The organism is Paracoccus sp. SY, from assembly GCF_002901215.1.
Classification (GTDB): Bacteria; Pseudomonadota; Alphaproteobacteria; order Rhodobacterales; family Rhodobacteraceae; genus Paracoccus; species Paracoccus acridae.
Genome location: NZ_NWMQ01000001.1, coordinates 158,408 through 169,982, shown reverse-complemented (window position 1 = coordinate 169,982; position 11,575 = coordinate 158,408). Strand labels below are relative to the sequence as shown.

The 11,575-nt window shown below is 64.6% G+C and carries 13 protein-coding genes; 5 read left to right on the top strand and 8 right to left on the bottom strand.

The window, feature by feature from the left end; translation table 11 throughout:
* Window positions 1–166: 166 nt before the first annotated feature.
* Together CK944_RS00830 and CK944_RS00825 are read right to left on the bottom strand one after the other, a co-directional pair.
* Window positions 167–952, bottom strand: a complete 786-nt coding sequence (locus tag CK944_RS00830) for a pyrroline-5-carboxylate reductase (RefSeq protein WP_103171118.1) — start codon at window positions 950–952, stop codon at window positions 167–169.
* Between the two features lie 42 nt (window positions 953–994).
* A complete protein-coding gene (locus CK944_RS00825) occupies window positions 995–1,627 on the bottom strand; it encodes a TetR/AcrR family transcriptional regulator (RefSeq protein WP_103171117.1) in 633 nt (210 codons plus the stop codon).
* Window positions 1,628–1,770: 143 nt separating this feature from the next.
* On the opposite strand from CK944_RS00825, the gene hpbA reads away from it, so the two are divergent.
* Both hpbA and CK944_RS00815 read left to right on the top strand, forming a co-directional pair.
* Window positions 1,771–3,807 carry an N-methyl-L-proline N-demethylase HpbA gene (gene hpbA / locus CK944_RS00820; RefSeq protein ID WP_103171116.1) on the top strand — a complete coding sequence of 679 codons (2,037 nt, stop codon included), beginning with the start codon at window positions 1,771–1,773 and terminating at the stop codon, window positions 3,805–3,807.
* Between the two features lie 227 nt (window positions 3,808–4,034).
* Complete coding sequence (locus CK944_RS00815; RefSeq protein ID WP_103171115.1) at window positions 4,035–4,877, top strand: DUF1206 domain-containing protein; 843 nt, start codon at window positions 4,035–4,037, stop codon at window positions 4,875–4,877.
* A 677-nt stretch (window positions 4,878–5,554) separates the two neighbouring features.
* Here CK944_RS00815 and CK944_RS23915 read toward each other — a convergent pair.
* The gene (locus CK944_RS23915; protein WP_239985933.1) at window positions 5,555–5,779 is read right to left on the bottom strand and encodes a hypothetical protein; all 225 of its coding nucleotides are present in this window, start codon (window positions 5,777–5,779) and stop codon (window positions 5,555–5,557) included.
* Window positions 5,780–5,791: 12 nt separating this feature from the next.
* Here CK944_RS23915 and CK944_RS23910 point away from each other — a divergent pair, with 12 nt between their 5' ends.
* A complete protein-coding gene (locus CK944_RS23910; protein ID WP_239985932.1) occupies window positions 5,792–6,970 on the top strand; it encodes an OmpA family protein in 1,179 nt (392 codons plus the stop codon).
* Between the two features lie 108 nt (window positions 6,971–7,078).
* Here the strand turns inward: CK944_RS23910 and CK944_RS00805 are convergent, their stop codons facing one another.
* Genes CK944_RS00805 through CK944_RS00795 form a run of 3 tightly spaced genes read right to left on the bottom strand, consistent with a single transcriptional unit; the run spans window position 7,079 to window position 9,189 of the window.
* Entirely contained in the window at window positions 7,079–7,696 is a 618-nt protein-coding gene (locus CK944_RS00805; protein ID WP_103171113.1) for a class I SAM-dependent methyltransferase, read from the bottom strand.
* Complete coding sequence (locus CK944_RS00800; protein ID WP_103171112.1) at window positions 7,697–8,449, bottom strand: phosphatidylcholine/phosphatidylserine synthase; 753 nt, start codon at window positions 8,447–8,449, stop codon at window positions 7,697–7,699. It lies immediately after the preceding gene.
* Between the two features lie 2 nt (window positions 8,450–8,451).
* Window positions 8,452–9,189 carry a phosphatidylserine decarboxylase gene (locus CK944_RS00795; protein ID WP_256388066.1) on the bottom strand — a complete coding sequence of 246 codons (738 nt, stop codon included), beginning with the start codon at window positions 9,187–9,189 and terminating at the stop codon, window positions 8,452–8,454.
* A gap of 564 nt (window positions 9,190–9,753) precedes the next feature.
* On the opposite strand from CK944_RS00795, the gene CK944_RS00790 reads away from it, so the two are divergent.
* Both CK944_RS00790 and grxD read left to right on the top strand, forming a co-directional pair.
* Window positions 9,754–9,996, top strand: coding sequence for a BolA/IbaG family iron-sulfur metabolism protein (locus tag CK944_RS00790; protein ID WP_103171110.1), 243 nt, complete (start codon window positions 9,754–9,756; stop codon window positions 9,994–9,996).
* A 43-nt stretch (window positions 9,997–10,039) separates the two neighbouring features.
* Window positions 10,040–10,402, top strand: a complete 363-nt coding sequence (gene grxD, locus CK944_RS00785; protein ID WP_103171109.1) for a Grx4 family monothiol glutaredoxin — start codon at window positions 10,040–10,042, stop codon at window positions 10,400–10,402.
* Window positions 10,403–10,447: 45 nt separating this feature from the next.
* Here grxD and CK944_RS00780 read toward each other — a convergent pair whose 3' ends face one another.
* Together CK944_RS00780 and CK944_RS00775 are read right to left on the bottom strand one after the other, a co-directional pair.
* Window positions 10,448–11,101: a phage holin family protein gene (locus CK944_RS00780; protein ID WP_103171108.1), complete on the bottom strand. Its 654-nt coding sequence runs from the start codon at window positions 11,099–11,101 to the stop codon at window positions 10,448–10,450.
* Between the two features lie 10 nt (window positions 11,102–11,111).
* Window positions 11,112–11,546, bottom strand: a complete 435-nt coding sequence (locus tag CK944_RS00775) for a YqjD family protein (RefSeq protein ID WP_103171107.1) — start codon at window positions 11,544–11,546, stop codon at window positions 11,112–11,114.
* Between the last annotated feature and the right edge of the window lie 29 nt (window positions 11,547–11,575).

The window sequence follows — 11,575 nt, the reverse complement described above, 5'->3', positions numbered from 1 at the left end:
CCCAAACGTCGCAGCAGCATGACTTGTCCACAAATTCTGTGGATCGTTTGGGGGATGGATAGAGGATGACAAGGCTGCGGCATCATCGAAGGGCCGCGATCACTGGCATGGCGGTCGCGCGGGATCGCCAACATGGATCGTCGGCAGATGGCTCGTGCGGCCAAGGCTACTCGGGTCGGACGGCCAGGGCGCGCGCCTTTTCGGTCGCCGCAAGCAGTGCGTCCTTGATCGCTTTCGAAAAACCTGCCGCCTCGGCCGCCTCGATGCCCGCGGCCGTGGTGCCGCGATAGTCGCGGTATGCGGCGACAAGGGCCGGGGCATCCGCGATCCGGCCCGCCAGCATGGCGGCCCCGCCGCATACCGCAGCCTCAGTCGCGCGCCAGGCGATCCCTTCGGGCACGCCCTGCCCGGTCATGAACTCTGCCATCGCGATGGCCATCAGCGCCGGATAGGCCGCGCCGGACCCCGGCAAGGCTGTCATCAGGTCCATCTGCGCTTCAGCACCAAGCTCGTCCGAGGTGCCGATGGCGGACAGGATGGTCGTGACGGCGTGCCGATCTTCGGCCGTGACGCCGTCATCGGCCCACCACGGCGTCCAGGACCTGCCAATCTCGGCGGCGGCATTGGGCATGGCCCGGACGATGCGGCCACCACAGCCAGCCAGCCGATCGGCCCCGATCCCCGCCATGAAGGACAGGACAAGCTTGTCTGTCGCGTGCAGCTGCAGCGCGGGCCAGTCGTCCGGCCGGACCGAAACGACCACGACATCCGACAGCCCGACCAGTTCAGCGCAGTCCTGCGCCCATTTCACCGAATGGCCGTGATAGGTCGCGCGGGCGCCGCTGCGGTTGGCGACCACCAACTGATCCGGCCTCACGATCCCCTGGGCCAGCAGCCGACCGCCAAGCGCCGATCCCAGCCAACCCGTGGCGCCGATGATCCCTATGCGCATGATGCCTCCGCCTGCGGGCTGCCCTTTGGATTGCCAGCCTTATCACCCCTGCCCCTGGCGGATCCCGGCATTGAAGCGGGCGATTTCGCGTGGTTCGGGGTCCTGGCCCGTATAGATCCTGACGTACATGGGGATGCGGGCAAGACGGGTTTCGATATCTTCCCTGGCCTGCATCGAGATATAGCCGATCTGGACCAGATAGACGGTGCGGGCACGGATATCGGCCTCGTCGGGATGGTTGCCCCACTTGACCAGCATGGCGGCGATGGCCTGCAGACGCGCCTCGTCCGCGGCCTTCACACGGTCAGCCACGCCCTCGTCCTGCAAGGCCCAGCTTCGCACCGCAAATTCCAGCCGGGAATCAAAGGTGTTTGCCGCCAGGAAGCAGGTCAGCACATTCAGCATCGCCTCGGATACCGTTTCGGCATAGCGCGCGGTCGCATCGACCAGCGGCTTCGTGGTGCGCTGTTCCCAGCCGTCGATCAGGGCCGCCAGCAGTGCTTCGCGATCTTCGAAGAACCAATAGAAGCTGGTGCGCGCCAGGTTCAGCCGCTTGGCAAGCGGCAGGATCTTCACGGCATCGACGCCGCCGTCGATCAGCGCCTGATAGCCGACCTCGAGCCAGCCCTCGCGAGAGCCGCGCCATCCCTTTTCCGCTGCATCGTCACGCTTCATGGTTGATGGGTACGCGGTCACACCCTGTCGAACAAGCGAATTGTTCATCGTGATCTGTGGCGGGTTCATCTATGTTTCCCTTGTTGACATAGGTGTACATTCTGAACATGATCCATCCTGCACGTTGATCCTCAGGCAGACTCATGGCGACTGACCCCCTTCTCCAGCCCTTCCAGCTGAAGCACCTGACGCTTCGCAACCGGATCATGATCACCAGCCATGAACCGGCCTACCCCGAGGACGGGATGCCCAAGGGGCGTTACCGCGCCTATCATGTGGAACGTGCGAAGGCCGGGGTGGCGCTGACGATGACGGCGGGTTCGGCCTCGGTGTCGCGGGACAGTCCGCCGGTCTTCAACAACATCCTGGCCTGGAAGGACGAGGTGGTGGGCTGGATGCGGCAGCTTGCCGACGAATGCCACGACCATGGCTGCGCGGTGATGATCCAGCTGACGCATCTGGGCCGGCGCACCCGCTGGGACAAGGGCGACTGGCTGCCGGTGGTATCGCCCGGTCATCAGCGCGAGGCCGCGCACCGGTCCTTTCCGAAGAAGATGGAGGACTGGGACATCGCCCGCATCATCGGCGATTATGTCGATGCGGCGGAACGGATGAAGGCTGCGGGCCTGGACGGGATCGAACTGCAGGCCTATGGCCATCTGATGGACCAGTTCTGGTCGCCGCTGACCAATGACCTGGACGGCCCTTATGGCGGCGATCTGGACAACCGGCTGCGTTTTACCTTCGACATCCTGCGCGGCATCCGCGAACGCTGCGGGCCGGACTTCATCGTGGGCGTGCGCTATACCGGGGACGAATGCCTGCCGGGGGGCCTGGACGCCGGCGACGGCATCGCCATCTCGCGCAAGCTGAAGGACAGCGGCCTGGTCGATTTCCTGAACGTGGTGCGCGGTCATATCGACACGGATGCCGGCCTGACCGACGTGATCCCCGTCCAGGGAATGCGCAACGCACCGCATCTGGAATTCGCGGGACAGATCCGCCAGGCGACGGACTTTCCCACCTTCCACGCCGCCAAGATCCCCGACGTGCCGACCGCGCGCCATGCCATCGCCGCCGGGCTGGTGGATATGGTCGGCATGACCCGCGCCCATATCGCCGATCCGCATCTGGTCCGTAAGATCGTCGAGGGACGCGAGGACGAGATCCGCCCCTGCGTCGGCGCGAACTATTGCCTGGACCGCATCTATCAGGGGGGCTTGGCCTTCTGCCTGCACAACGCCGCCACGGGGAGAGAGGAGACGATGCCCCACATCATCCCGTCCGCGCCTGTTCGTAAGCGCGTCACGGTGGTGGGCGCCGGTCCCGCCGGCATGGAGGCCGCCCGCGTCGCCGCCGAACGCGGCCATGCCGTGACCGTCTTCGAGGCTGCGGACCAACCCGGCGGCCAGATCCGCCTGACCGCGCTGCAGGAACGCCGCCGCGAGATGATGGCGATCATCGCCTGGCGCCAGGCCATGTGCGAACGTCACGGCGTGTCCTTCCGCTTCAACACCGTCGCCGAAGCGGGCGACGTCCTGGCCACGAACCCCGACGAGGTCATCATCGCCACCGGCGGGCTGCCCCATACCGAGGTCCTGGCAGAGGGCAACGACCTTGTCGTGTCGGCTTGGGACATCCTGTCGGGCGACGTGAAGCCGGGCCAGAACGTCCTGATCTTCGACGACGCGGGCGACCATGCCGCGCTGCAGGCCGCCGATCTGATCGCCGCGACCGGCGCGCGGGTCGAGATCGTCACCCCCGACCGCGCTTTCGCCCCCGAGGTGATGGCGATGAACCTGGTTCCCTATATGCGCAGCCTGCAGGCCCGCGACACCACCTTCACCGTCACCTGGCGGCTGATCTCGGTCGAACGAGAGGGCAACCAGCTGCGGGCCAGTCTGGGCAGCGACTATGGCAAGGTCGCGCGTGACCGGATCGTGGACCAGGTGGTCGTCAACCACGGCACCCGCCCGCTGGACGATCTGTATTTCGACCTGAAGCCCTTGTCGTCGAACGGCGGAGAGGTCGATTACGAGGCCCTGACCACAGGCGGGCTTCAGGACGTTCGCACGAACCCCAGCGGCAGTTTCCGCCTGTTCCGCATCGGCGATGCCATTGCCGCCCGCAACACCCATGCCGCGATCCATGATGCCCTTCGGCTGGTGAAGGACCTTTAGGGTCATCAGACGCGGCGCGGTCGGGTCGGACGATGCGTCTGGCAGTCAGTTGCCGTGTGGTGAAGGACAAACCGGGGGCCGGTTCCAAACGGCGGGACAGCCACCCCCATGCCACGGGACCGGAGGGATCCACAGGTCCGCCTTGAGAGTTGCACCAAAGCCAGCGAAGCGCCGAAGGCAGGCGCCATGCGCCTGTTGGTGGAGAACCAGGGGAGACAGGAAAAGCCATGACCGGACAAGACATGGGATGGGCGATAACGCTCATGCGGGTCGGCTATCTGGGCCGGGGGTTGGTCTATCTGGCGGTTGCTGGCATATCGCTTTATTCGATCTGGCGAGGAGGCCAGGCGCAGGACACGTCCTCCGCGCTTGGATGGCTTGAAAATACCTGGGGAGGAGGAGCGGTCCTGTTCCTCATCCTGGTGGGGATGCTGGCCTATGCCATCTGGCGCGTGGTCGATGCCGCCTACGATCTTGAAGACTATGGCAAGGATGCCAAGGGCGTCGTCGCCAGGGTCGGGATGGTGGTAACCGGCGGCATCCATCTGGGGATCGGCATCCTGGCTTTTTCCCTGCTGTTCGGCCGTGGCGGGACGGGGCAAGGCTCCGGCATTCCGGGTTATGTCGGAGCCGTGATGCAATGGCCCGGCGGCCGCTGGATCGTCGGCCTTGTCGCCCTTCTCATCCTGGGGGCAGGTGCCTATTACCTGCGACAGGGCTGGTGCAACGAATATCGCAAGCACCTGCGGGCGAATGATTTCACGACCCGCTGGAATTCGATCCTCAAGGCCGGCGTGATGGCTCATGGCCTGGTCATCGGTGTGATCGGATTGCTGTTCCTGTTTGCGGCATGGCGTTCCAATCCCCAGGAAGCAGGAGGCGTAGGGGAAGCCTTCTCGTGGCTTTCGAGCCAGGCCTATGGACGGTTTCTTGTCATCGCCGTCTGTGTCGGCCTTGTGGGGTTTTCGATCTTCTGTTTCGTCAACGCCGCCTATCGAATCGTTCCGAAAGCCTCGGGGCCGGACATCCAAAGCCTGGCCGATGCGTTGAAGCGCAGGCTTCCGGTGTGAGGTTTGCGGGCTTCCCATGACATCGACGAAGGCTGCAAAGCAGCAAAAAGGAACCGCCTTCCTTGCTTCACGGTTGTCCTTGCCAAGAGGATGAACCCCATTCAGGGAAGGATGGCGCCATGCGTCGGATCATTCGCAATTCCACGGCCATCGCAGCCTGCCTGTCGCTTTTGCTGCCGCAACTTTCGCAAGCCTGGGCAGACGCCCCTGTTCCAGAAGGCCAAGCGGCGGATCGAACCAACATGCCATTGCTTCTTGCCCAGGCCGAACGGGACGGGCCGCCTGTCCGCCGGGGTCAGTCCCAGCCGCCTGAACGCCAGGCGGATCGGCAAGGGCAGCCCGAAGCTGAACGAAAACCGCAGCGGGCAGGAAAGCAGGCGCAAGCAGAAAAGCCTGGGCAGGGACGCGACAAGTCGAACGACAACGCCGCCAGAGGATGGGGCAAACGGCCAGAGCAAGCCCGTCAGCCTGCTGCCCAGCGGGCCGCTGCGCAGCCGCAAGACGAACAGCAGCAGCGCGGGAATGCGAAGGAGAAGCAAGAGCGCCCTGCCCAGCAACCCGCCCAGCAGGAACGGCGTCCCGCGCCACCTCAGGAACGGGCCGATCAGAAGCAGCAGAACAAGACCCCCGGCCGTGCTGAAGAACGTGCAAGGCCCCAGCCCAACAGGGAAGCACGTTCAGGGCGTGAGCAGGCGCAGCGCGAGGGAGGCGGGCAGCGTGCTGGGGCCGGCAATCAGCAAGCGAACGCCCCGGCGCCGCGTCAGCAGCGGCCGTCCGAGGGGCGGGCACCACGACAACAGGCTGATGACGCCGGCGGCCGGCAGCAGGCACGCCAGCCTGCGGCCCGTCCTGCGGCCAATGCCCGTAATCAGCAACCGCTGCCAGAGGTCCGGCAGGATCAACAGCGGACCAACATGACCACCCGGCGCGAAGGTGCAGCCCAAAGGGCGGGCCAGCAGGAGCCCCGGCAGAACCGGCAACCCCAGGCAGTCACCCCCCAAGGCGAAGCCGCCCGTCGTGCCGCGCGCGAAACCCGCGCCGCCCGTGCCGCCGCGCTGAATGAAGACCGGCGGGGCCGCATCGTGGAGCAGCGGATCACCCGCGAGAACAGTCGATCGTCGGACGAGGATTTCCAGACGAACCTTCGTGACGTCCTGCGGGCCCGGGATCAGCAGCGCGCAGAGGCCCGCGCGGACAACGACGACGACCGCAACGATCTTGTCAAAGCGCTGCTGCTGGGATTGGGCACGGTGGCGGTCGGCTCCTATCTCAACAACAACAGGCAGGTGGCCCTGGCCACGCCCGACCGGGTCGTGGTGACAGAGGCGGATGGCAGCCAGCAGGTCATCAAGGACGAGGTCGCGCTTTTGCGCCAGCCGGGATCGACCGTGACGACCGAAAACTTCGATGACGGATCGTCGCGAACCGTCGTGACCCGCGCTGATGGCAGCCGTGTGGTGACCATCCGCGATGCCGACCTGCGCGTCCTGCGGCGCACGCTGATTTCGCCCGACGGCTCTCAGACGCGCCTCATCGACGATACCGCCGAAGTGGAACCGGTGGATATCGCCACGCTTCCTGCCCCTGCGCCGGTTTACGGCAGCGTCACCCAAGACGACGAGGTCGCCTTGCGAGAGGCCCTCAGAAGCGAGGTGGACATCGACCGCCGCTTTACCCTGGAACAGGTCCGCAGCATTTCCGAGGTCCGTTCCCTGGTCGCCCCCGTCAACATTGATGCCATCACCTTCGACAGCGGTTCGGCTGCGATCTCACCGGATCAGGCGCGGCAGTTGTCAACGCTGGGCAATGCCATTCAGGATGCCATCGCCGAAAACCGGCAAGAGATATTTCTGATCGAAGGTCATACCGATCTGGTGGGTTCGGATGCGGCAAACCTGGCGCTGTCCGACCGCCGGGCCGAGTCCGTGGCCCTGGCGCTTTCCGAATACTTCCAGGTCCCGCCCGAGAACCTGGTGGTCCAGGGATACGGCGAGCAGTACCCGCAGATCCGTCAGGAAGGCAGCATCCGAGAGAACCGACGCGCGACCGTCCGCCGGATCACGGATCTGCTGCAAACCGCGGATGCGCAGTGACGGCCTTGTTCAGCGGGACGTCACCTGCCCCTCGAGGCGCGTCTCGGACCATCGTTGCAGGCGCAAGGGAAGCCTGCTGACCAACGTCACGCAGGCCTGACACCAGCGTCAGCCGTTCTTGACCAGCCGCATCAGGGTCATCATGCCCAGCGGCGGCAAGGTGCGTTCCTCCATCAATGTCAGGCTCGCTTCGCCGAGCACCCGGGAACGGTCGAAATCGGAATGCCAGCCCAGGAGGTCCGCAAGGGGCGCGGCAATCCGTTCGGCCAAGGCGATGGCACCCCTTGTCCGGGCGAAGTGGTTGACGATGACGACGCTTCCCCCCGGGCGAACCACCCGGGCGATTTCGGACATGACCTTTTCGGGATCGGGCACCACCGAGATCACATGCATGGCTGCAACGTGATCGAAGCTGTTGTCCGGGAAGGCCAGTTCGCGTGCGTCCATCCGGTAGAGTGCAGCCACATTCGCAAGGTTTTCGGCGTCCACCTTTGCCCGTGCCTTTTCCAGCATCTCGGCGCTGTAATCCACGCCCGTCACTTTCACCTTCGGGCCATAGTGGCGCAGGGCAAGGCCGGTGCCCACGCCGATCTCCAGGACCGAACCGCCCATCTCGCTCAGAAGCGCGGTGGCCCTGTGGCGTCCGGCATTCGTCACCGCGCCGAAGGTCCGGTCATAGATCGGCGCCCAGCGGGCATAGGATCTCTCGACAGCCTGCAATTCCATTCATGCGTCCTTTTGTGAATGACGCCGCCGAAGCCGGATCCATCCGGCCAAGAGCAGCAGCAGATAAGCAAGGTCCAACAGCACCAGTGTCAGCCAGGGATAGGTCAGCAGTGCCGCCCCCACTGCCACCGCCCCGATCAGAAGAAGGCGCGCCTGGTCGGGCCGGACCCGGACGGGGCGGATGGCCGGCGTGGGCAGACGGCTGACCATCAGGGCCGCGACGAGGACGATCCAGAAAGCGGAAGCAGGACCGGGCAGGACCGCGCCGGGAATCAGATTGGCAACGAAGATCGGCAGCAGGGCCAGCATCGCCCCAGCGGGCGACGGAACCCCTGTAAAGGACGTCTTGGGCATGGCCGACGCAAGCGCATCCCGGCTGCTGATGTTGAAGCGCGCCAGCCGCAGGGCGCAGGCCGTCGCATAGACCAGGGCGGCGATCCACCCCAATCCTCCGGCACCCCCATAGGCCCAGAAGTGAAGCACCAGAACCGGGGCCACGCCGAAATTGACGAAATCGCAAAGCGAGTCGAGTTCGGCCCCCATGGCGCTTTCGCTTCTCAGCCGACGCGCCAGGCGTCCGTCCAGGCCGTCAAGCACCGCCGCAAGAATGATCAAGGCCGCTGCCCGGTCGAATTCTTCCACGCCGGCAAGGCGGATTGCCGTCAGACCTGCGCAAAGCGCCGCAAGCGTCAGGATATTCGGCAGCAACTGCACCACGGACAATCGAGGGCGGCGATCCGGGTGCTGGGTCATCGTCAGTCCATCCGTGCAGGACGCGCAGGCCCGGCACGGCCAAGTTCGGCGATGACGGTTTCGCCCGCGACCATCGTCTGGCCGATGGCGACCAGGGGCGCCGTCCCCGGCGGCAGATAGACATCAAGCCGCGACCCGAAGCGGATCAGCCCGAAACGCTCGCCCGTTCTCAGGTCCTGGCCCTTCTTGGTCCAGCACAGGATTCGACGCGCCACAAGGCCGGCGATCTGCACGACAGCCAATTGTCGGCCGTCAGCCAGTTCTAGGCAAAGCCCGTGGCGTTCGTTCAGGTCGCTGGCCTTGTCCAGCGAGGCATTGAAGAACCGCCCGGGGCGATAGGCCACCGCCAGCACGCGACCTGCGATGGGTGCGCGGTTCACATGGCAATTGAACACCGACATGAAGACGCTGACGCGTGTCAGGGCAACGGGCTCCATCCCCAGTTCGGCCGGTGGCACCGCTTCCTCGATCAGCGAGACAACACCGTCCGCGGGGCTGACGATCAGGCCCTCGGCCTGCGGCACCGCCCGTCGCGGATCGCGAAAGAAGTAATAGCACCAGACCGTCAGCCCCACCCCGATCCAACCCAGCGGCTCCCACAAGAAAAAGAACCCCAAGGTCACAAGCGCGAAGATCGGCAGGAACCGGAATCCCTCCGGGTGCATCGGCTTGAGGAAAGTGCCCCACATGGTCATGCGTCGGTTGTCCTGCTGCCGTTGACGGTCCGGCGCGCATAGCAGCCCGGCAAAATGGGGTCAAACGAAGACGACGCTTTTCTGCCCGGTTGCGACATCGCTGACCAGGCAGATTGACGGCAGCCGGGCAGGCCTTGCCACGATTGGGGTGGATGCCGCGTGCCTTGGACAAGACGCGCGGTCGGTCCAGCCACAAGCACGAGGCACCGTCCCGCCAGCCCGCGCCGCATCGGGGAAAAGGTGTGCAGGGTCCTGCCGCTGCGGAACTTTTGCGTCACCTGACGCTTTCTCGAACAGGAGCGCAACAAGGCGCCTGGAAAAGGATGATCTGATGCGAGTTTTGACGGCAAGCTTGTGCGGCGGCATGCTTTTTGTTCTTGCGGCCTGTGGTGACAACGCTACCGAAAGGGCCGCGACCGGCGGCCTGGGGGGGGCGGTCATTGCCGGTCCCGCCGGAGCGGTCGTCGGTGGAACCGTCGGCGCAGCCACCGCCAATTGATCGACCCCTGCATCTGAAACGGCCGCGTCCCACGCGGCCGTTTTTTGTTGGCCTTGCGGGACCTTCCCCCTTCCCCTACATCTGGGAAGCAAAGGCAGAAGGACATCCCCATGGCCATGGAAGCCCATGACATCGAAGCCCTGATACGGGCGGCATTTCCCAACGCGCAAATCACGATCACCGATCTTGCAGGCGACGGAAACCATTACGCGGCCGAGGTGATCGACGAAAGCTTCCGGGGCCAGAACCGTGTCCAGCAGCAGCGCGCCGTCTATGCCGCCCTTCAGGACAAGATGGCGGGGAAATCGGGTGAGCTGCACGCCCTGGCATTGACCACCAAAGCGCCTGACTGAGGACCTGCCCCTTGGCCAGACCATCAGACACAGGATGAAAGAGATGACAGAAGTAACTGACAAGATTCAAGGACTCGTGGACAATGCCGATGTGGTCTTGTTCATGAAGGGGACCAAGGAAATGCCCCAGTGCGGATTCTCCAGCCGTGTGGCGGGGGTTCTGAACTACATGGGCGTCGATTACCGCGACGTGAACGTGCTGGCTGACGACGATATCCGCCAGGGCATCAAGGATTTCTCGGACTGGCCGACGATCCCGCAGCTGTATGTCAAAGGCGAATTCGTCGGCGGCTGCGACATCGTGACCGAGATGACGCTGTCGGGCGAACTGGATCAGCTTTTCGATCAGAAAGGCGTGGGTTACGACAAGGCCGCAGCGGACAAGATCCGCGAAGCGAACGCCTGACGATCTGGACATGACATCAAAAGGGCCGCCTAAGGCGGCCCTTTTTCACAGGATGTCGTCTTCGTAATCGTCATCATCCTGCTGTTCCCGCAACTTCGAGGCAAGCGTGACGCCGATTGCAAAGGCTCCGATCAGCTTTGCCATGCTGGCAGCATTGCTGCTGTTCGCGCGTGACAGGGTGTCCCTTGCGTCTTCCACCTTGTGGCGCACCGTCTGGATGTTGCCCGAGGTGAAGCCGACGGCCTGCGCCGCGTTCCTGGCCGCGCCGAAGACCCGGCGCTCGGTATCGTCCGCCAGTTTGTTGGCGCGATAGCTGGCCTCGTCCATGAGGGAACTGACCTTGTTGCCCGCCTTGTCCAGCATCCGGTCGGCCTCCGCCCGCGCCCGTTCGACGGCAGCGTCGGCGGCCAGGGTGACGCGTGCCTCGACCTCCTTGCGCAGATCCTCCTTGGTCGGCATTTCGTGCTGGGTCCGCTTGGACATGACGAACAGCACGACGCCGATCAGGATGAACAGCACGGCCACGCCCAGCGATGCCAAGGCCGGACCCCAGTCCAGATCATGCGCAAGAAACGACCAAAGGGCGGCGATGAGAAAGCCTGCGGCAATGGCCAGGACAAGCCCGGCCACCACCTTCATCGCAGACCGACGCGCCGTGTCCTTGAGAGCCAGTTGAAGACGCTGCGCATAGTCGAACATGGAAACGTCCTCAGCGACGGGCCAGAATCAGGCCGACAAGGAAGCCGATGCCGGCGGCGATGCCCAGGGCTTGCGCAGGATTGCGCCGCACCATTTCGGACACCTCGTCATAACGCTCCTCGGCGTAATGGGCGACTTCCGACGCTCTCTGCTGGCTGGTCTGGTAAAGACGCTCAGCCTCGGCCCGGGCGCGACCTGCATATTCTCCGCCGGCTTCACGGGCGCGTTCGACATAGTCCTGCGCCGTATCGCGAGCGGTCTGGGCCATTTCCGCGCCGCGGTCCTTCAGGCTGCCTGCGGCAGAGTTCTGCGACATCTTGTCGGCGGTATCGCGGATGTCGTCGCCGACCTTCTTGGCGCCTTCGTTCAGATCCTTCTTCGCCTGCTGCCCGGCAGCCGTGGCGTCTTTCTTCATGTCATTTGCGGTGGGATTGTATTCAGCCATGTCAATGTCCTCCGGTGTGTTGTCACCAT

Coding starts and splice junctions, on each gene's coding strand:
- CK944_RS00830 (WP_103171118.1), bottom strand. CDS start 952: ATGCGCATAGGGATCATCGGCGCCACGGGTTGGCTGGGATCGGCGCTT.
- CK944_RS00825 (WP_103171117.1), bottom strand. CDS start 1,627: ATGAAGCGTGACGATGCAGCGGAAAAGGGATGGCGCGGCTCTCGCGAG.
- hpbA (WP_103171116.1), top strand. CDS start 1,771: ATGGCGACTGACCCCCTTCTCCAGCCCTTCCAGCTGAAGCACCTGACG.
- CK944_RS00815 (WP_103171115.1), top strand. CDS start 4,035: ATGACCGGACAAGACATGGGATGGGCGATAACGCTCATGCGGGTCGGC.
- CK944_RS23910 (WP_239985932.1), top strand. CDS start 5,792: ATGACCACCCGGCGCGAAGGTGCAGCCCAAAGGGCGGGCCAGCAGGAG.
- CK944_RS00805 (WP_103171113.1), bottom strand. CDS start 7,696: ATGGAATTGCAGGCTGTCGAGAGATCCTATGCCCGCTGGGCGCCGATC.
- CK944_RS00800 (WP_103171112.1), bottom strand. CDS start 8,449: ATGACCCAGCACCCGGATCGCCGCCCTCGATTGTCCGTGGTGCAGTTG.
- CK944_RS00790 (WP_103171110.1), top strand. CDS start 9,754: ATGGCCATGGAAGCCCATGACATCGAAGCCCTGATACGGGCGGCATTT.
- grxD (WP_103171109.1), top strand. CDS start 10,040: ATGACAGAAGTAACTGACAAGATTCAAGGACTCGTGGACAATGCCGAT.
- CK944_RS00780 (WP_103171108.1), bottom strand. CDS start 11,101: ATGTTCGACTATGCGCAGCGTCTTCAACTGGCTCTCAAGGACACGGCG.
- CK944_RS00775 (WP_103171107.1), bottom strand. CDS start 11,546: ATGGCTGAATACAATCCCACCGCAAATGACATGAAGAAAGACGCCACG.